This is a genomic window from Acidimicrobiales bacterium (assembly GCA_030747595.1).
In the GTDB taxonomy this organism is placed as follows: Bacteria; Actinomycetota; Acidimicrobiia; order Acidimicrobiales; family MedAcidi-G1; genus UBA9410.
The window spans coordinates 19,179-37,129 of record JASLKK010000001.1 but is presented as its reverse complement, the minus strand read 5'-3'; the positions used below and the strand labels follow the sequence as shown (position 1 = coordinate 37,129).

Below are 17,951 nucleotides of genomic sequence, written 5' to 3'. Positions count from 1 at the left end.
GTACTCTCGGCCCCAATGCTTGACGGAAGCGGAGATCCTGTGGCTGAGGTCCCGGTTACTGACCGCTCAGCCACTTACGGAGCGGTCACCGGCGCCGATGGCGTGACCCGCTGCCCCTGGCCCGGCGACCACGCCGACTACCGCACCTACCACGATGACGAGTGGGGCCGACCAGTGGTCGACGACGTCCGCCTGTTCGAGAAGGCTTCCCTGGAGGGATTCCAGGCCGGTCTGTCGTGGCTGACCATCCTCCGTAAGCGGGATAACTTCCGGGCCGCCTTCGCCGGCTTCAACCCGGCGGTCGTGGCCCACTTCACCGATGCCGACGTGGCGCGATGCCTGGGCGACGCGGGCATCGTCCGCCACCGGGGAAAGATCGAGTCGACCATCAACAACGCTGCCCGCGCTCTGGAGATCATCGACCAGTTCGGTTCGCTGGCCGCCTACATGTGGAGCTTCGAACCCGACAGTCCGGTCCGGGCCACCCAAGACGACATTCCGGCCACCACCGCGGAGTCCACCGCACTCAGCCACGACCTCAAGCACCGTGGCTGGTCGTTCGTGGGCCCGACCACGATCTACGCCCTCATGCAGGCCATGGGCATGGTCAACGATCACCTCCCCGGCTGTGACCTGCACGCCGTGGTGGCCGCTGAGCGGGCGGCCCTCGTCCGACCGGTACCGCACGTCGACCCGGCAACAACACCGTGATTCGCCTCTCAGTGCTGGACCAGTCGCCGGTGCCCGAGGGCTCGACCGCCGGCGATGCCCTGCGAAACACGCTCGACCTGGCCCGTCGCACCGAGGCCATGGGTTACCACCGGTACTGGGTGGCCGAGCACCACGGCATGGCCGGGCTGGCCGGCTCCAGCCCCGAGGCGCTCATCGGCTCGATCGCCGGAGCAACCGACCGGATTCGGGTCGGCTCTGGCGGCGTGATGCTCACCCACTACGCCCCGTTGAAGGTCGCTGAGTCATTCTGCGTGCTGGCTTCGCTTCACCCGGGTCGCATCGACCTCGGCGTCGGTCGGGCGCCGGGCTCAGACCATCTCACCGCCGCTGCCCTGGCCCGCGGTGGTGCACGCACGCCGCTGGAGAACTACCCGAACCAGGTCCAGGAACTGGTCGACCTGGTCGACGACACGCTGCCCGCCCATAGCCCGATCCAGGGAGTACGGGCCACACCCCGACCCGACGAGCCGCCGGAGATCTGGTTGCTGGCGTCGAGCGCTGACTCAGCGGCCTTTGCCGCCCACTTCGGCCTGCCGCTGGGCTGGGCCGATTTCATCGCCCAGGTGGACGGCGCCCCGATCATCGACGCATACCGCCGCCAATTCCGCCCGTCGGCCCGCTGTGCCGAACCACGGGTTCTGTTGTGTGCCAGCGCGGTGTGCGCCGACACCGACGAGGAAGCTGAGATCATCGTGGCTGCCGTCCGGACGTGGCGGGCCTCCGGCCTCCGGGGACCGGTGCCCGCCGCCCGTGCCACCTCGGATTCCGACGAAGCGACACCGCCGGTCACACCGGCACCGCTGACAGTCCAGCCGGGCCGCCGGTCGATCGCCACCGGCACACCGGATCGGGTATCGACCCGGCTCACCGAGATGAACCAGGCCATCGGCGCCGAAGAAGTCATGGTGGTCACCATCTGCCATGACCACGAGGCTCGCGTCCGGTCCTACGAACTGTTAGCCCAGCAGTTCGGCTTAATCCCTCCGGCGACGCCCGGACAATGACCGACGCCGCTGCCCAGGCCATCACGTTGGCCGACCGCATCCCGGTGGGGACCGACCCCGACCTACTCCTCGACCTGTTCGTGGACTGGGCCGCCGAGCGGAACCTGGAGCTTTACGAGGCCCAGGAAGAGGCCATCCTCGAACTGCTGTCGGGCACGCATGTGGTCTTGGCTACCCCCACCGGCTCGGGGAAGTCTCTGGTGGCTACCGCTGCCCATGCAGCAGCGATGGCTCGGGGGGAGCGAAGCATCTACACCGCACCCATCAAGGCTCTAGTCAGCGAGAAATTCTTCGCTCTAGCCCGCGACTTCGGCCCTGAACACGTCGGAATGGTCACCGGCGACGCCTCGGTCAACCCGGGTGCCCCGATCATCTGCGCCACCGCCGAAATCCTCGCCCACCAGACCCTCCGGGAAGGGGCCGAGTGCCCGTTTGGCCTGGTGGTGGCCGACGAGTTTCACTTCTACGGCGACCCCCAACGGGGATGGGCATGGCAGGTTCCTCTATTGGAGTTGCCCAACGCCCAGTTCCTACTCATGTCGGCCACCCTCGGCCCGACGGCCCGCTTCACCGAGGACCTGACCCGACGCACCGGCCGCTCAGCAGTGACGGTGGCCGGCACGGTCCGACCGGTACCGCTCACCTTCGAATACCGCGAGACCCCGCTCCACGAATCGATCACCGAACTGGTCGACGTCGACCGTGCGCCCGTCTACATCGTCCACTTCACCCAGAAGGCCGCCTCCGAGAAGGCCCAGGATCTTTGCAGCCTCGATGTGCTCACCAAAGACGAAAAGGCCGCTGTGCGCTCCGAGGTGGGCGGGTTCCGGTTCGACACGCCGATCGGCAAGGACCTGAAGCGGTTTATCGGTCATGGCATCGGCCTGCACCATGCCGGGATGCTCCCCCGTTACCGCCTACTAGTCGAGAAGCTGGCCCAGGCCGGACTACTGAAGCTCATCTGCGGCACCGACACCCTTGGGGTGGGCGTCAATGTGCCGATCCGCACCGTGCTGTTCACACAGCTCTGCAAGTACGACGGCGTCTCGACCCGCCTGCTCGGTAACCGGGAGTTTGCCCAGATCAGCGGCCGGGCCGGGCGACGGGGCTTCGACGACGAGGGCCATGTCTGGGTGCAGGCGCCGGTCCACTGGATCGAGAACCGCCGGGCCGAGGCCAAGGTGGTGGCCGACCCCGGCAAGAAGAAGAAGTTGGTGAAGAAGAAGCCACCCGATCGTGGCTACGCCCACTGGAACGAGGTGTCATACCAGAAGCTTGTTGACGGCACCCCTGAGCCGTTGATCTCGAGCTTCGACGTGACCCACCAAATGGTTCTCAACATGTTGTCAAGGCCAGGCGACGGCCGACAGGACATGAAGCGCCTGCTGCTGGACAACCACGAGCCCCGGGACCGCCAGCGACATCACATCCGACGGGCCATCGGCATCTACCGGTCGTTGCGTGATGCCGGGGTGATCGTGGAACTCGACCAGCCGGACGGCCAGGGGCGTCTCGTCTCTGTCGGTATGGATCTCCAGAATCACTTCGCTCTCCACCAACCGCTCTCGCTGTTCGCTCTGGAGGTCATTCCCGAACTGGCCGACCGCCCGGAGCCCGAACCCGCATCCGACCCTGAACCGAGCGAGAACGCTGAGGATCAGAAGCAGGCCGTCAGGCAGGCCGCCAGCGAGGCCGCCCGCCATGCTGATCCGGATGCCTCAGCTCGCGAACACGCGCTGGACGTGCTGTCGGTGATCGAATCAGTGCTGGAGGATCCGGGCGTGATCATCGCCGCCCAGATCCATCAGATGAAGGGCGAGCTGGTGGCCCGTCTCAAGATGGAAGGCGTCGAGTACGAAGAGCGGATGGAACGGCTCGCCGAAGTCGAGCAACCCCGCCCCCTCAAGGAGTTCCTGTACGGAACCTTCGACGTCTTCCGAAGCCACCACCCATGGGTGGGCACGGAGAACGTGAAGCCCAAAGCGGTGGCCCGTGAGCTCTACGAGACTGGCTTCGACTTCCGCCAGTACATCGAACACCATGGCCTGAAGCGTTCTGAGGGCACGGTGCTTCGCTACCTCGGCGAGGCCTACAAGGCACTGGTCCAGACGGTGCCCGAAGATTGCCGAACCGAGGCGATCCGAGACATCGAGGCGTGGCTGGGCGAGATGGTTCGTCAGGTCGACTCCAGCCTCATTGACGAGTGGGAGAAGCTCCGCAACCCCGAAGACCCATCGCCCGAGGGCAAAGCAGCCGACACTGGCCCAGAACGACCCGACGTGACCCGCAATGCCCGGGCCTTCAAGATCATGGTCCGCAACGAGGTGTTCCGCTGGGTGCAGTTGCTGTCGCGCCGTCGTCTCGATGACCACGAATCCCTGGCCGAGGTTCCCGCGGTCGACGACGCCCGCCGGACCGGCGCTGACGTCGCCGAGGCCATTGCCCCCTACTGGGAGGAGCATTCCGTGCTTCCCACCGACAGCCACGCCCGGGGAGGCACGTTCTTTGTGCTCGATGACTCTGGTGGAGTAGGGGCCGCCCGCTGGCCGGTCGTCCAGACCATTGCCGATCCCAAGGGGCACGACGAGTGGGTGCTCGAGGGTCAGGTCGACCTGGAGGCCAGCCGCGAAGAAGGCCGGGCCGTGGTCCGCCTCGGTGCCATCCGTCGGCTCTAGAACTCCCGCTCGGCCACAAAACGGGCCAGGCCGGTCAACTCGTCAACTGCTCCGACCTCCAGACCTACCCCGTCAATGGCGGCCAGTGCAGCGTCCAGGCGGCGGCGGGCTTCAGCAATCGTGTCCTCTCGGCCACCGGCTGCCTCGATGACAGCAGAGGCCCGATCTACGTCATCATCGGAGAGATCGCCAGCCACGTTGTAGACGGCCCGGAGTTCGGCGGCCGCTGTTCCTCCGCCGGACAGCACGCAGGCCACCGGCATCGACTTCTTACGTTCCCGGAGGTCGTTGCCGGCCGCCTTACCGGTCACCGACGGGTCTCCCCAGATGCCCAGCACGTCGTCGACGGCCTGGAAGGCTAGGCCAAGTTCCTGCCCGTAGACCTCCAACGCGTCGACCTGGTCGGTGGGCGCCCCAGCAAGCACGGCACCGACCGATGCCGAGTACCCGAGTAGGGCGCCGGTCTTGTCGGCTTCCATGGCCAGGCAGGCCGCTAGGTCAACCTCGGGGAGGTCATCGAAGGCCATGTCGGCGGACTGACCGGCGATCATCGCCGTGGTAGCCGTCAACAGCCGGATGGTGGCCCTCACTCGCTCGGCTGAGGGCTCTCCGCCGGACTGACCAGCAGGCGTGTCGAGCAGTACTTGGAAGGCCAGGTTGTGAAGGGCGTCGCCCGAGATCACCGCGTCGTCCACCCCGAAGACTGCCCACACCGTCGGACGGTGCCGTCGCTCCACGTCGCCGTCGACGATGTCGTCGTGCACCAGAGAGAAGTTGTGCACCAGTTCCACAGCGGCCGCTCCGGGCACCGCCACCGCACCATCGGCGCCTACCGCCTCGGCCGATAGCACTGCCAGGGCAGGACGCAGGCCCTTACCTGGTCCGGCCGTCGACGGCGACCCATTGGCCTCCACCCATCCGAAGTGGTAACGGGCGGGTAGGCGAAGCTCGTCGCACAGGCGATCCACGGCAGCCACTAGCGCCGGTTCCACCAACTCTCGGGCCCGTACGAGGACCGCCGGAACCGCCGCCATCAGTCCCGCCGGTCGGGCAAAAAGCGAAAAGCGTCGCGTACCTCAGCCACCCGGGCCGGATTCACGTCAGCCATGACTACACCCTCGGTGTAGTCGACGCCCTCGGCCACCACCTCGCCGGACGGGTCCACGATCACCGTGTCACCCGAGTAGGTCAGCCCGTTGGCCTCCCCCACCCGGTTGACGCCCACTACGTACGCCTGGTTCTCGATGGCCCGGGCCACCAGCAAGGCACTCCAGTGGTCGCGCCGCGACTCGGGCCAGTTGGCCACTACCAGGTAGGCGTCGGTGTCCAGCGCCCGATCCCAGAAGGCGTTGGCGAACCGCAGGTCGTAGCAGACGAACAGGGTCAGCCGGAGGCCGTCGATGGTGACGGTGACCGGAGTGTCACCGGCCCGGTAGGCCTCGTGCTCGTCGGCGAACGTGAACGGATGAAGCTTGTCGTAGTGGTGCTGGGTGCCGTCCGGGCCGACCAGCAGGAACCGGTTCACCGGCAGCGCCCCGGGCTCGCCGTCCGGATCGTCACGTGTCGGAATCGATCCACCCACCCAGATGTCGTGGACCGCGGCCTGTCCGGCCATGAACTGCTCGGTCGGTCCACCCGGCGGTTCGGCGATCCGGTCGGCGGCCAGCGAGAAGCCCGGTCCGAACATCTCGGTCAGCAGGACCATGTCGGCCCCGTCGGCAGCCGCCTCGGCGATCATCGGAGCCACCCGGGTACAGGTGGCTGGCGCGTCCTCCCAGGCGATGTTGTGCTGCAGGGCGGCGATCTTCATGTGATCAGGCTGTCAGACGGGACAGGCGATCGACGGCTTCGTGGAGCACCTCGAACTGCTTGCAGTAGGCGAACCGGACGATCGAACGCCCAGCCGACTCATCGTCGTAGAAGACCCGGTTGGGGATGGCCACCACGCCACACCGCCCGGGCAGGTCACGACAGAACTCCATGCCGTCGTCGTAGCCCAGCGGTGCCACGTCGGCCGTCACGTAGTAGGTCCCCTGCGCTGGCAACACGTCGAGGCCTACCGAACGCAGCCCGTCGGCCACCAGGTCACGCTTGGCACACAGGTCGTCGGCCAGCACGGTGAAGTAGCTGTCACCCAGGGTCAGGGCGGTCACCATGGCCCGCTGGAATGGGGCCCCGCTGGTGAACGACAGGTGTTGTTTGACGGTGTGCACCGCGTTGACCAGCTCCGTGGGGCCATGGGCCCACCCCACCTTCCAGCCGGTCAACCCGAACGACTTGCCCCCCGACGAGATGGTCACCGTTCGCTCGGCCATGCCAGGAAGGGTCGCCAACGGGATGTGGCGGGTCGCGTCGTAGGTCATGTGCTCGTAGACCTCGTCGGTCACCACCAACAGGTCATGGGTGATGGCCAGGCGGGCGATCTCGGCCAGTTCGGCTTCGGAGAACACCTTGCCCGTCGGGTTGTGTGGCGTGTTGATCAGGATCAGTCGCGTGGACGGGTTGATGACCGCCTCGAGCTCGTCCGGGTCGAACGAATAGTCGGGCGTCCGCAGGGTGACGGCTCGCCGGACGCCCCCGGCCAGCTCGATGACCGCCGCGTACAGGTCGAAGTAGGGCTCGAAGACCACCACCTCCTCACCCGGTTCGACAAGGGCCATGATCGCCGCCCCGATGGCCTCGGATGCGCCGGTGGAAACCATGACGTCGCCGGGGTCGACCTGCTGGCCGTAAAATCGGGCCTGATGGTCGGCCACGGCCCGGCGCAACTCGGGGATGCCCCGGTCGGGCGGATACTGGTTGAAGCCGTCCCGGATGGCCTGGATGGCCGCCGCGGTGACCTCGGCCGGACCGTCGGTGTCGGGGAATCCCTGCCCGAGGTTGATGGCCCCCGTCTCGACGGCCAGCGTCGACATTTCGGCAAAGATAGACAGCCGGTGACCCTGCATCCGCGACACCAGATGGGCGTTCGGACGATCGGGCACGACGGTCACTCGGCGGGATAACGCTCGAGCAACTTACGGGCTATCACCATCTTCTGGATCTCGCTCGTGCCCTCGCCGATGATCATCAGCGGGGTGTCACGGAAGTAGCGCTCCACGGGGAACTCGGCGGTGTAGCCGTTGCCGCCGTGAATCCGCAGGGCATCGGTGGCGATCTCAAACGCCGCCTCGGAGGCGAACAGCTTGGCCATGCCGGCCTCCATGTCGACTCGCTCGCCCTCGTCGGCCCGCCGGGCCGCGTCATACGTCATGAGCCGGGCCGCCTGAAGCTTGGTTGCCATCTCAGCCAACTTGAACTGGATGGCCTGATGCTCGTAGATGGGCCTGCCGAACGTTTCACGCTGCTGGGCATACCGCATCGCCGCCTCAAACGCCGCTTGGGCTACGCCGACGGCACGCGAGGCAATGTTGATGCGACCCAACTCGAGCGCCGAGAGTGCGTACTGGCGGCCGTGGCCGATGCCTTCGTCGCCGCCCAGCACGTTGGCGTGCGGAACCTTGTGGTCTACGTAGGACATTTCGACCGTCTCGAGGCCCTTGTAGCCCAGTTTGTCGATCTTCTTGGATACCGAGATGCCCTCGAAGGTCTCGCCGGGCTCCTTTTCAACTAACAGGCAGGTGATGCGGTCGTCCGGCGTGCGGACCATCAACATGACCAGCGAGGCCCGAACACCGTTGGTGACCCACATCTTCGTGCCGTTCACCACCCACTCGTCGCCGTCCCGCTCGGCCTTGCAGCGAAGGGCCCCGGTGTCACTGCCCGCGTCAGGCTCCGACAACGAGAAGGCGGCCCGGAACGAGCCGTCGCACATCCGCGGCAGGAGCCGCTGCTTCTGTTCGTCGGTTCCGAACCGGCCGATCATCGTGACGCCGATCTTGTGGGTGTTGAGGATTCCGGCCAGCGACATGAAGCCCCGCGACAGTTCCTCGATGATCCGGGCGTAGGTGGTGATGTCGAGGCCTAGGCCGCCGTACTCCTCGGGGATGGTCGAGCCGAACAGGCCGAACTCGCACATCTGGTCGAACATGGCCTGCGGAAACTCGTCGGCATGTTCGAACTCGGCCACGTTCGGGATGACGTCGCGGTCCACCCACGATCGGATGGTGCCGACGATCTCGTCAGCCAGCGCCTGATCGGTCGCCATCGGATGACTCTTTCTGTTCGATGTCTGTCTCTACGGATGCTCCCCGGTGAGGAGCGTGTGGGTCTACGGGCGTGATCTTCCCAGCCCGATAGGGGCGGGGCCACCCCGGCGGGAAGCCAACCTGTCAGTGCGTCGTCGACACCAGTGCCCGGCGACCAGTACTGAGGAACTGGTCGGTGAACCCGTCTCAGGCTTCGGAGCGAGCTATCGCACCGACGCTACCCAGCACCGGACCGGTGAGGGCCAACGCCCCGGCTGCCACTGCCGCGCAGAACAGGAAGCCACCGGGTCGGTCGGTGAGCGCCACCACGGCCCCCACCAGGAAGCCACCCACTGCGATAGCCAGGTCGAACGCGATGCTGAACGACCCGATGGCATGGCTGCGTTCGACGTCAGGTGCACGGTCCACCACCAGTACGAAGAGGGCTGGAAACAGGAAGCACTGTCCGAGGGCCATGACCATCGCTCCGGCGTAGACGCCCGCTGGTTGGGTCCACAGGCCAAGGACCAACATCCCGGCCGCCGTAAATCCCATGGACAGCCGGGTGGTGGCCAACGATCCCAACCGGTCGGGGATCTTCGCTCCGAACAGTCGGACTGCCACCACGAGCCCCGCGAATGCCGCGAACACCGTGCCTGACGAAGCGACGCCCACGTCAGCGGCGTGCAGGGCCATAAAAGCCAGGAAGCCCGAGTAGGCCAGCAGGCCGACGAACAGCATCACCCCGGGACGGATGGCCGCCGGGTGGAGCCGCCACCGGAACAGCGGCACGTCGGGCGGGTCAAGCGGTCGGCCCGGTGCAGCTCGGGCTAGCAGGACCGGCACCACTCCCAACACGGCGGCCACCACGAACGCCCGGTCCGGCCCACCGTTGTCCATTAGCCACTCGCCGAGGGCCGGACCAAGGGCCAGGCCGGTGTAGAGGGTGACGGTGAAGTAGCTAGTGGCTTCGCCCCGGCGATCGGGCGGCGAGAGGTCCTGAATGGCCGACGAGATGCCGATGAAGAAGGCAGCCTCGCCCATGCCCAGCACCAGTCGGGCGGCCACCACCATGGTCACCGAGGTGGCGGGCACCAGTAGCAACAACGAGGTCGAGACCCCGACTGAACCCAAAAGTAGGAGGAATCGGCGGCCTCGTCGATCGCCCAGCGGCCCAATGAGGGGCCGCAGCAACGCTGCGGAAAAGCCGAATGCCCCCACCGACAGGCCGACGGCCACGCCGCCTCCCCCGAGGTCGTGTTCCACGAAGGCCGGAACGACCGGCCAAGTACTGCCCAGTGCGGTGAAGTAGCCGAACGACGCCAGGCACAACACGAGGAATCGTGGGGTGGCCAGCCGGTCACCCGCCTCTGGTCCGGTCGTTGCTGGTCCCGCCATCGGCGCACAGTACGGTCCAGTCGGTGCACAACCAAGATTCGGACCGTGACCTGGTCGACGGTGAGATCGGCGGGGACCCCCACCCGAAGAAGCAGTACACGACGTTCGTGGCCGAGCGGGGAATCGCCGCTCCCCGGGCGGTTGCCTTCGACGCGGCCTGCGCCCTGATCAGTGAGGCGACCGGAGGCCCGGTAGAGGACGGCAGCCCCGAACCCCACGGTCTGGGTGCCCGCTTCGAGTTCACGCTCGGCGATCTGGACCTCTCCGAAGAGGTCATCTCCTTTGAGCCACCGTGGCGCCGGGTGTACGAACTCTCTGGCGCCCCGGTGGCCCTCTATCAGGGAACCACGGCATTCACCGATCAGGGCGACCGCTGCCTCATGGCTTGGTCGATCGTGGTGGATCCCCTAGCAGACGGCGCGTCGGACACCTTCCTGGCCCATGCGGAATCGTTCCTAACCCGCTTCGCCGACGACGTGAAGGCTCGCGCTGAAGCCGTCTGATCCAAGCCAGTCTGAAACAACCGGGCCTTAGCCCAGGAGAGAGAACCCACATGCGTATCGCCATCAATGCTTCAGCCGAACTACAGCACACCGACCTCGGTCGACTCCGCGCTCACGCTGTCCAGGCCGCTGAGGATGGCTTCTCCGGGTGGTGGCTGGCCCAGACGGGGCTGATCGACGCCCTCACGGCGTTCACCGCACTGGCCGACGTCGCCCCCGGCATGGAGTTCGGCACCGCCGTCATCCCGACCTTTCCCCGGCATCCGACAGCGCTCGCCGGTCAGGCTTTGACCACGGCGGCGGCCCTTGGCGATCGTCCGCTGGTGCTGGGCATCGGCCTCTCGCACCGCCCGGTGATCGAGGACATGCTTGGCCTCTCGTTCGAGAAGCCGATCCGCCACCTCATCGACTACCTGGAGGTACTCCAGCCACTACTGGAGAGCGGATCGGTCGACTACGACGGTGAGGCGTTCACCGCCCACATCGCGACCGGTCGCCCCGCCGACCGGCCACCATCGGTGATGGTGGCCGCTCTCGGTGAACAGGCCCTCCGAGTTACCGGGCGCCGTACCGACGGTTCGATTCTCTGGATGGTCGGCGAACGGACGGTGGCCAACCACATTGCCCCGCGCCTGAACGAGGCCGCCGATACCGCCGGCCGATCGGCACCTCGCATCATCTGCAGCTTGCCTACCTGCGTGACCAGTGACGTCGATGCGGCACGGGCCGCTGCGAACGCCGTGTTCGAGATCTACGGCCTCCTGCCGTCGTACCGGGCCATGCTCGACCGTGAAGGCGCGGCCGGGCCGGGTGACGTGGCGGTCATCGGCAACGAGGAGCAAGTAGCAGCCCGCCTATCAGCGTTGGCCGACGCCGGGGTCACCGACTTTTCAGCCCTTGAGTTCGGGACCAACCCCGACGAGTCCGCCCGCACCCGGGCCCTGCTCACCAGCCTCGTGTAAGCAGCCTCCCGCAACCCATCGCCGGCAACTGGCCTCCGGGAACCGGTCGGTCGTCGAGGCGACCCCAGAACACCAACTGCTCGATGTCTCACATCTCAGCCCAGGCCTCGTCAAGGATCCCCATCAGCCGAGCGGTGACACCCGGCTGGTTCCAGCCGACACACTGACCAGCATGGTGCTTGTCGGTCACCCTGTTCTCGTCTCGTTTGCCACAGCCCGACGGTGGGGAGGGGGCGACGCTATGGTGTAGTCAAATCTGACGGACCGTCAGAAACGTCTCAGGAGTCTCCATGACGACCATCCCCCGCATCATCTCGGTCGACGACCACGTGGTCGAACCCCCCGACCTCTGGACATCACGTCTGCCGGCGAAGTACAGCGATCGCGGCCCCCGGGTCGAGCGCGACACCGCCGTGTTCAACTTCGAGGGCGGCGTCTTCTCCTACGAAAAGGGCGTTGAGGGCGGTCAGATGTGCGACTGGTGGATGTACGACGACCTCGTCTACCCGTTCCCCAAGCTCTCAGCAGCCGCCGGATTTGACGAACTCGACATCGTCCCCGTCACCTTCGACGAGATCCACCCCGCGGGCTGGAAGCAGGCCGACCGCCTGATCGCCATGGACGAGAACCATGTCGACGTATCGATCTGTTTCCCCAATGTGCTACCTCGGTTCTGCGGCCAGGCCTTCCTGGAGCGCGAGGACAAGGAACTCGCCCTGCTCTGCGTCCAGGCGTACAACGACTGGATGATCGACGAGTGGTGCGCCGGCGACGGCAACGGCCGACTCATCCCGCTCACCCTCATCCCCCTCTGGGACCCCATCGCCGCAGCCGCCGAGGTGTACCGCTGCGCCGAGAAGGGCTCGTTCGCCGTGGCCTTCTCGGAGAACCCGCACCCGCTTGGTCTCCCGTCTATCCATGACAAGGACCGCTTCTGGGACCCCTTCCTCCTCGCCTGTGAGGAGACCGACACCATTGTCAACATGCACATCGGGTCGAGCTCCAAGATGCCGACGACCTCGCCGGACGCCCCGTTCGCAGTGTCCTCGACCATCACATTCGCTAACGCCATGGGTTCGATGTGCGACTACATCCTTTCGGGCACCTTCGTCCGGTTCCCCAAGTTGAAGATCGCCTACGCCGAGGGCCAGGTGGGCTGGATGCCCTACGTCATCGAGCGCATGGACAAGATCTGGGAGGAACGGGGCGACGCGAGCTTCGGCATCGACCTTCCCGAGCCGCCCAGTACGTACATCCCGGGACACATCTGGGGCTGCATCTTCGACGACGAGACGGGCCTCAAGAACCGGGACGTCATCGGCATGGACCAGATCTGCTTCGAGGTCGACTTCCCCCACGCCGACACGACCTACCCCCATACCCTGGACGTGGCGACGAAAATCTGTGCCAGAGCGGGGCTCGATGACGGCGAGATCTACAAACTGATGCGGGGCAACGCGATCGAGGCATTTGGCCTCCAACGCTTCGGCATCACCGCCTGATTGCTCAATCTCCGGCGGGGCACCGGTAGCCCGGACAGGGGATCGGAATCAGGAACGGGTGAAGGCGGGGCTGAAGGCGTCGCGGGGCACCTCGTCAAGCGCCGTGGCCACCTCCTCGACCGACGGGCCGATGCGATCGGCCAACGGGGCCAGGGCATCCATGTCGATCCGGTAGACCTTCGATGCGTTCTCGGCAAAGACCTTCCGCAGGTCGGCCTCGTCCCAGTCGCTGAACGACCGACGCAGGTGCAGCCGGTTGTAGGGGAAGGTGCTCTCGTTGTGTGGGTAATCGCTTCCCCACATCATCCGGTCGACGCCGACCTTCTTCATCGCCGAGGCCTCTGACGGACTGGGGAAGCTGGCCCCGATCCAGACGTTGCGTGCGAAATAGTCGCTCGGCTTGTCGGGTAGTACCAGTTCGGCCGGGAAGCCCAACTCGCCGACCCGGCCTGACGCCATCTGGGCGTGGTAGCCGTCCATCCTTCGTAGGTCCTCGATCACCCAACCCACACCCTGTTCGGTCATCACATAGCGGAGTTCGGGGAACCGGTCGAAGACGCCCGACATGATCAGGTGCGACAGGTTTCGGTGGGCGAAGAACGGCACCTCCAACAGGAACATGAGGCTGGCTGCCGGGGCATCGCCGTAGCTGGGGTTGCCCGATCCACCGTGCTGGGTGATGGTCAGGTCGAGGTCGCGACACGCCGCCCACACACGGTCGTACACCGGGTGGTAGAGCCCGGGCATACCCGAATCCGGCGGCACCGCTGGGAGCATGAAGCTGGAGTGGCCGTTGGCAGCCGCCAGCTCGAGGTCGGCAATGGTGTCGTCGAGGTCGTTAAGAAACACCTGGGGCAGCCCGCAGCGACGCTCCGGGTGGGCGGCGCAGAAGTCGGCCAACCAGCGATTGTGAGTCCGGATGCCCTCCAGGCGCCGCTCGTACTCGTCCCGGTCGGTGGCCGGGTAGGTGATGAGCGCTCCGGTCGGGAAGAACGGCGGCACGGTGTTGGGGAAAACGATCTCGGCGGCCACACCCTCGGCATCGAGATCGCCATTGCGCCGATCGTCATCCCAGTTGCGCGACCGTCCGTCGTCCTGCAGGTCGCGGAACGGGTTCCGATAGGCACCCCGCCACTCGGCAAACGCCTCACGGTACGACGGGGAGAGGTACTCCTCGTAGGCCTTCATGTTGCCGCCGGCGTGGCAGTCCGACGAGATCAGGGTGTAGTTGGTGCTCATGACTATGCATCGTAGACATTTGCCTATGATCATGCAACCCCGGCTATCGTTAGTGCATGGCACGCAAGCGGGGGCTTGGACGCGATGACGTGGTCACTGCCGGTCTGGCCGTCCTCGACCACGCCGGCATCGACGCGGTGAGCCTTGCCGCCGTAGCCGAACGACTCGATGTGCGCCCTCCGTCGTTGTACGCCCACGTCGACGGGCTGGCCGGCCTCAAACGCGATCTCGCCCATACGACGACCGTCGAGTTCGGAGAGGTATTACGCGATTCGGTGCTCGGTCGCAGTGGCCCCGACGCCGTCCGGTCGTTTGCTGACGCCTACCGAAGGTGGGCCACCGGGTTCCCCGGGCGCTACGAGATGACGCTGCTCCCCATCGCCGCCGATGACGACGAACGTCGGGCCGGTGCCCGCCTGGCCCTCGGCGCCGTTCAGGCCGTGATCCGGGGCTTCGGCATCGACGAAACGTCAGCCATTCAGGCCGGGCGCTCGCTCCGGTCGGCCTTGGACGGATTCTCCCGTCTCGAGAACGCCGACAACATGGGACGCGGCGACCACGACGCAGACTTTGCCTTTCTCATCGACCTACTCATCGATGGCATCAGCCAGGCTGGCACCCAGCCCCCGGGCCCGGCCTAGAGCGGATACGCGGTCCGGGCGCAGATCGGACGGAGAGCGAAACTCGACACCATCCGGGCCACCCCCGGCAACTGGGCGAGGTGGGTTCGGTGGAGCACCTCGTAGTCGGCCACGTCGTGAACCACCACGTGGACCAGATAGTCGAAGTCGCCGGCCATCAGGTGGCAGCTCAGGATCTCCGGCCGGCGGGTAACCGCTTGTTCGAACGCTTCGAGGGTGGTTTCGTCCTGACCCGTGAGCGTGATCTCCACGAACACGTCGGTTCCCAGGCCCACAGCCGACGGATCAACGAGAGCCACGTACCGGTCGATCAGGCCGACTTCCTCCAGACGCCGGACCCGCCGCAGGCAGGCTGACGGAGAGAGGTGAACGGCCTCAGACAGGTCCACGTTGGCTATCCGGCCATCCTTCTGGAGTAGACCTAGAATGGCACGATCCACGGCATCCATGACCGACAGTGCATCTGACATGCCTCTAATCCTATTTCAACGCAATCAAATTGTGTCTCATGCCCTTTTTACGCCGAACTCCACAATCAAACAGCGTGGCCCGATCCCTACCGTTACCCCATCGGAAAGCGGATTGCTGTCCACCGAACGCCCGGCAGCCACCGGAACGACCACCAGAACCAATCACAGGAGCGCACCATGGAGATCGGAGTCCCCAGAGAGATCAAGACGGCCGAGCGGCGGGTTGGGCTCACCCCGGCCACCGCCGGTGAACTGGTGAACCGAGGCCACAAGGTCTCCATCGAGACCGGTGCCGGCGACGGCGCCGGCTTCAACGACGGCGCCTACAAGGAGGCCGGCGCGGTCATCACCGGGACCCCCGACGACGTCTTCGCCGATTCGGAGATGATCGTCAAAGTCAAAGAGCCCCTCGCCGCCGAGCGGGCCCGCCTGCAGCCTCACCACACCCTCTTCACCTATCTCCACCTGGCAGCCGATCGCCCCCAGACCGACGACCTGCTAGCCAGTGGAGCCACCTGCATCGCCTATGAGACGGTGACCGACGATGCCGGCCGCCTGCCCCTGTTGGCCCCCATGTCGGCCATTGCCGGTCGCATGTCCATCCAGGCCGGCGCCCACGCGCTCGAGGCCACCCAGGGCGGTGCCGGGCTACTGCTGGGCGGTGTGCCCGGCGTGCGCCCCAGCAAGGTCGTGGTCATCGGCGGTGGTGTGGTCGGCGAGAACGCCGCCGAGATGGCCGTCGGCCTGGGCGCCGAGGTCACCGTGCTGGACCGCAACCCCGTCGTTCTCGATGGGCTAGCCAAGCGTTTCGCTGGCCGGGTCAAGACCGTGTACTCCACCAAGGCCGAACTGGACGCCTCGGTGTTCGACGCCGACCTCGTCATCGGTGCCGTGCTGGTCAAGGGTGCCCGAGCCCCCCATCTGGTCACCCGCGACATGCTCGGGCGCATGCGGCCCGGCTCGGTCATCGTCGACGTGGCCGTCGATCAGGGCGGCTGCTTTGAGACCACCAAGGCCACCACCCACACCGACCCGACGTACGTGGTCGACGGGGTCGTCCACTACTGCGTGGCCAACATGCCGGGTGCGGTGTCACGCACCTCGACCCAGGCACTCTCCAACGCCACCCTGCCGTTCACCCTGGCGCTGGCCGACAAGGGAACCGACGCCGCACTCAAGGCCGACCCGCACCTCATGAACGGCCTCAACGTGTGCGCTGGCAAGGTGACCGATCGAGCCGTTGCAGAGACGTTCGACCTCGAGTACATCGAGCCGCTGATCGCCCTCGCTGCCCGGTAGGACCTCCACACTGCGGTCGCCCCCCTGGAGCGACCGACCGTCGAGACAACCCGGCATCGAACGCCCCACGAATGTGGTGATCTGGCGCCGGGGTCTTCCATTTTCGACCGGGGCTAGCGTCCGACCCATGAGGAGAACCCGCGCCGGCGTCACGGTGGATGTGGTGGTAATCGGCGGCGGGATCCTCGGACTGGCCACCGCCGACGCCCTTCAGGCCCGTCTGCCCGGCACGTCGATCGTCGTCCTCGAGAAGGAGGACGTGGTCGCCACCCACCAGACCGGTCGCAACAGCGGCGTCATCCACGCGGGCCTCTACTACGCCCCGGGATCACTCAAGGCCGAGTTGGCCACACGGGGCGGGGCACGGATGGTCGAGTTCTGCGCCGAGCACAACGTGGCCCACGACCGGTGCGGGAAACTGGTGGTGGCCACCTCCAACGACGAGGTGCCCCGCCTGACCGCGTTGGCGGAGCGGGCCCGGGCCAACGGTGTGACCATCACTGACCTGACCGCTGAACAGGCACACGAGCACGAGCCCCACGTAGCAGCGATCGCGGCCTTTCATGTGGCGGCTACGGGGCGGGCCGACTTCACCGGTGTGGCTACTGCCCTGGCCCGACGGGTCAGCGCCGCTGGTGGCGAGATCCGTACCGGGGTTCGGGCCGGACGCGCCACCTCCACGGCCACCGGCTGGAGGATCGAAACCGACGGGCTACCGCTCAATGCCCGGTTCCTCGTGGGCTGCGCCGGACTACACGCCGACCGGGTGGCCAGGGCCGCCGGGCAACGCCCTGACGCCCGGATCCTCCCGTTCCGTGGCGAGTACCTCGACGTAACCGGACCGTCAGCCGACCTGGTTCGGGGCCTCGTCTATCCCGTTCCCGACCCCCGCTTCCCGTTCCTCGGGGTACACCTCACCCGGGGGCTCGACGACCACGTGCACGCCGGTCCCAATGCCGTGCTTGCCATGGCCCGCGAGGGCTACCGGTGGTCCGATGCCTCGATTCGCGACCTGCTCGGCGCGGTGGCCTGGCCGGGCACGACCCGCCTCATCGGCCGCTACTGGCGGCCCGGACTCGAAGAGTTGCTCCGGTCACTCAGTCGCCGACGGTTCGTGTCCGCCGCCCGACGGCTCGTACCCGACCTCGACAGGGCTGACCTCCGACGGGCGCCAGCCGGGGTGCGTGCCCAAGCCGTGGACCGCCGTGGCTCCCTCCTCGACGACTTTGCGTTGGTCGACGGAGACCGGTCGCTACACGTGCTGAACGCCCCCTCACCTGCAGCTACCGCGTCCCTGGAGATCGGCGCACTAATCGCCGACCAAGTGGCCGTTTCGTTCGCTGGTCCCGCTTCCTCTATCGGTTGAGTAGAGGACGAGACTGGACGCCATGACGACCAC

16 protein-coding genes are annotated in these 17,951 nt (G+C 66.5%); 9 read left to right on the top strand and 7 right to left on the bottom strand.

The genetic code is table 11. The features are described 5' to 3' along the window. Positions 1-15 precede the first annotated feature (15 nt). The 3 genes from QF777_00160 to QF777_00150 are packed head-to-tail and all read left to right on the top strand — an operon-like array spanning position 16 to position 4,411. Positions 16-711 carry a DNA-3-methyladenine glycosylase I gene (locus QF777_00160; protein ID MDP6909960.1) on the top strand — a complete coding sequence of 232 codons (696 nt, stop codon included), beginning with the start codon at positions 16-18 and terminating at the stop codon, positions 709-711. Next, the gene (locus QF777_00155; protein MDP6909959.1) at positions 708-1,736 is read left to right on the top strand and encodes an LLM class flavin-dependent oxidoreductase; all 1,029 of its coding nucleotides are present in this window, start codon (positions 708-710) and stop codon (positions 1,734-1,736) included. The genes QF777_00160 and QF777_00155 overlap by 4 nt, the downstream gene beginning before the upstream one ends. Next, positions 1,733-4,411, top strand: coding sequence for a DUF3516 domain-containing protein (locus QF777_00150; GenBank protein ID MDP6909958.1), 2,679 nt, complete (start codon positions 1,733-1,735; stop codon positions 4,409-4,411). The genes QF777_00155 and QF777_00150 overlap by 4 nt, the downstream gene beginning before the upstream one ends. Here QF777_00150 and QF777_00145 read toward each other — a convergent pair. The 5 genes from QF777_00145 to QF777_00125 all read right to left on the bottom strand — a co-directional run bounded on the left by QF777_00145 (position 4,408) and on the right by QF777_00125 (position 9,936). Further along, the gene (locus tag QF777_00145) at positions 4,408-5,445 is read right to left on the bottom strand and encodes a polyprenyl synthetase family protein (protein ID MDP6909957.1); all 1,038 of its coding nucleotides are present in this window, start codon (positions 5,443-5,445) and stop codon (positions 4,408-4,410) included. The genes QF777_00150 and QF777_00145 overlap by 4 nt on opposite strands. Continuing rightward, positions 5,445-6,221 carry a nitrilase-related carbon-nitrogen hydrolase gene (locus tag QF777_00140; protein ID MDP6909956.1) on the bottom strand — a complete coding sequence of 259 codons (777 nt, stop codon included), beginning with the start codon at positions 6,219-6,221 and terminating at the stop codon, positions 5,445-5,447. The genes QF777_00145 and QF777_00140 overlap by 1 nt, the downstream gene beginning before the upstream one ends. 4 nt (positions 6,222-6,225) lie before the next feature. Further along, entirely contained in the window at positions 6,226-7,395 is a 1,170-nt protein-coding gene (locus QF777_00135) for a pyridoxal phosphate-dependent aminotransferase (GenBank protein ID MDP6909955.1), read from the bottom strand. Positions 7,396-7,400: 5 nt separating this feature from the next. Then, a complete protein-coding gene (locus QF777_00130; GenBank protein MDP6909954.1) occupies positions 7,401-8,558 on the bottom strand; it encodes an acyl-CoA dehydrogenase family protein in 1,158 nt (385 codons plus the stop codon). 187 nt (positions 8,559-8,745) lie between these two features. Next, positions 8,746-9,936: an MFS transporter gene (locus tag QF777_00125; protein ID MDP6909953.1), complete on the bottom strand. Its 1,191-nt coding sequence runs from the start codon at positions 9,934-9,936 to the stop codon at positions 8,746-8,748. 23 nt (positions 9,937-9,959) lie between these two features. Here QF777_00125 and QF777_00120 point away from each other — a divergent pair, with 23 nt between their 5' ends. From QF777_00120 to QF777_00110, 3 genes are all read left to right on the top strand, one after another. Continuing rightward, positions 9,960-10,439 (top strand): hypothetical protein, encoded by a 480-nt coding sequence (locus QF777_00120; protein ID MDP6909952.1) that lies wholly within the window; start codon positions 9,960-9,962, stop codon positions 10,437-10,439. Positions 10,440-10,489: 50 nt separating this feature from the next. Continuing rightward, positions 10,490-11,401 carry a TIGR03564 family F420-dependent LLM class oxidoreductase gene (locus QF777_00115; protein ID MDP6909951.1) on the top strand — a complete coding sequence of 304 codons (912 nt, stop codon included), beginning with the start codon at positions 10,490-10,492 and terminating at the stop codon, positions 11,399-11,401. Between the two features lie 290 nt (positions 11,402-11,691). Then, positions 11,692-12,903, top strand: a complete 1,212-nt coding sequence (locus QF777_00110; protein MDP6909950.1) for an amidohydrolase family protein — start codon at positions 11,692-11,694, stop codon at positions 12,901-12,903. 48 nt (positions 12,904-12,951) lie between these two features. On the opposite strand, the gene QF777_00105 is transcribed toward QF777_00110, so the two are convergent. Further along, on the bottom strand, positions 12,952-14,142 hold the full coding sequence (locus tag QF777_00105; protein ID MDP6909949.1) for an amidohydrolase family protein: 1,191 nt from the start codon (positions 14,140-14,142) through the stop codon (positions 12,952-12,954). A gap of 56 nt (positions 14,143-14,198) precedes the next feature. Here QF777_00105 and QF777_00100 point away from each other — a divergent pair, with 56 nt between their 5' ends. Next, the gene (locus tag QF777_00100) at positions 14,199-14,783 is read left to right on the top strand and encodes a WHG domain-containing protein (GenBank protein ID MDP6909948.1); all 585 of its coding nucleotides are present in this window, start codon (positions 14,199-14,201) and stop codon (positions 14,781-14,783) included. On the opposite strand, the gene QF777_00095 is transcribed toward QF777_00100, so the two are convergent. Then, positions 14,780-15,253 carry an Lrp/AsnC family transcriptional regulator gene (locus tag QF777_00095; GenBank protein ID MDP6909947.1) on the bottom strand — a complete coding sequence of 158 codons (474 nt, stop codon included), beginning with the start codon at positions 15,251-15,253 and terminating at the stop codon, positions 14,780-14,782. The genes QF777_00100 and QF777_00095 overlap by 4 nt on opposite strands. A 177-nt stretch (positions 15,254-15,430) precedes the next feature. On the opposite strand from QF777_00095, the gene ald reads away from it, so the two are divergent. Further along, positions 15,431-16,552, top strand: a complete 1,122-nt coding sequence (gene ald, locus QF777_00090) for an alanine dehydrogenase (GenBank protein MDP6909946.1) — start codon at positions 15,431-15,433, stop codon at positions 16,550-16,552. 127 nt (positions 16,553-16,679) lie between these two features. Then, positions 16,680-17,918: an L-2-hydroxyglutarate oxidase gene (lhgO, locus tag QF777_00085; GenBank protein ID MDP6909945.1), complete on the top strand. Its 1,239-nt coding sequence runs from the start codon at positions 16,680-16,682 to the stop codon at positions 17,916-17,918. The last annotated feature ends 33 nt before the right edge of the window (positions 17,919-17,951 follow it).

What these genes read in the sequence shown, in the direction of transcription:
- QF777_00105 (MDP6909949.1), bottom strand. Translation starts at nt 14,142, where the DNA reads ATGAGCACCAACTACACCCTGATCTCGTCGGACTGCCACGCCGGCGGC.
- ald (MDP6909946.1), top strand. Translation starts at nt 15,431, where the DNA reads ATGGAGATCGGAGTCCCCAGAGAGATCAAGACGGCCGAGCGGCGGGTT.
- QF777_00130 (MDP6909954.1), bottom strand. Translation starts at nt 8,558, where the DNA reads ATGGCGACCGATCAGGCGCTGGCTGACGAGATCGTCGGCACCATCCGA.
- QF777_00125 (MDP6909953.1), bottom strand. Translation starts at nt 9,936, where the DNA reads ATGGCGGGACCAGCAACGACCGGACCAGAGGCGGGTGACCGGCTGGCC.
- QF777_00150 (MDP6909958.1), top strand. Translation starts at nt 1,733, where the DNA reads ATGACCGACGCCGCTGCCCAGGCCATCACGTTGGCCGACCGCATCCCG.
- lhgO (MDP6909945.1), top strand. Translation starts at nt 16,680, where the DNA reads ATGAGGAGAACCCGCGCCGGCGTCACGGTGGATGTGGTGGTAATCGGC.
- QF777_00110 (MDP6909950.1), top strand. Translation starts at nt 11,692, where the DNA reads ATGACGACCATCCCCCGCATCATCTCGGTCGACGACCACGTGGTCGAA.
- QF777_00145 (MDP6909957.1), bottom strand. Translation starts at nt 5,445, where the DNA reads ATGGCGGCGGTTCCGGCGGTCCTCGTACGGGCCCGAGAGTTGGTGGAA.
- QF777_00095 (MDP6909947.1), bottom strand. Translation starts at nt 15,253, where the DNA reads ATGTCAGATGCACTGTCGGTCATGGATGCCGTGGATCGTGCCATTCTA.
- QF777_00140 (MDP6909956.1), bottom strand. Translation starts at nt 6,221, where the DNA reads ATGAAGATCGCCGCCCTGCAGCACAACATCGCCTGGGAGGACGCGCCA.
- QF777_00160 (MDP6909960.1), top strand. Translation starts at nt 16, where the DNA reads ATGCTTGACGGAAGCGGAGATCCTGTGGCTGAGGTCCCGGTTACTGAC.
- QF777_00100 (MDP6909948.1), top strand. Translation starts at nt 14,199, where the DNA reads ATGGCACGCAAGCGGGGGCTTGGACGCGATGACGTGGTCACTGCCGGT.
- QF777_00115 (MDP6909951.1), top strand. Translation starts at nt 10,490, where the DNA reads ATGCGTATCGCCATCAATGCTTCAGCCGAACTACAGCACACCGACCTC.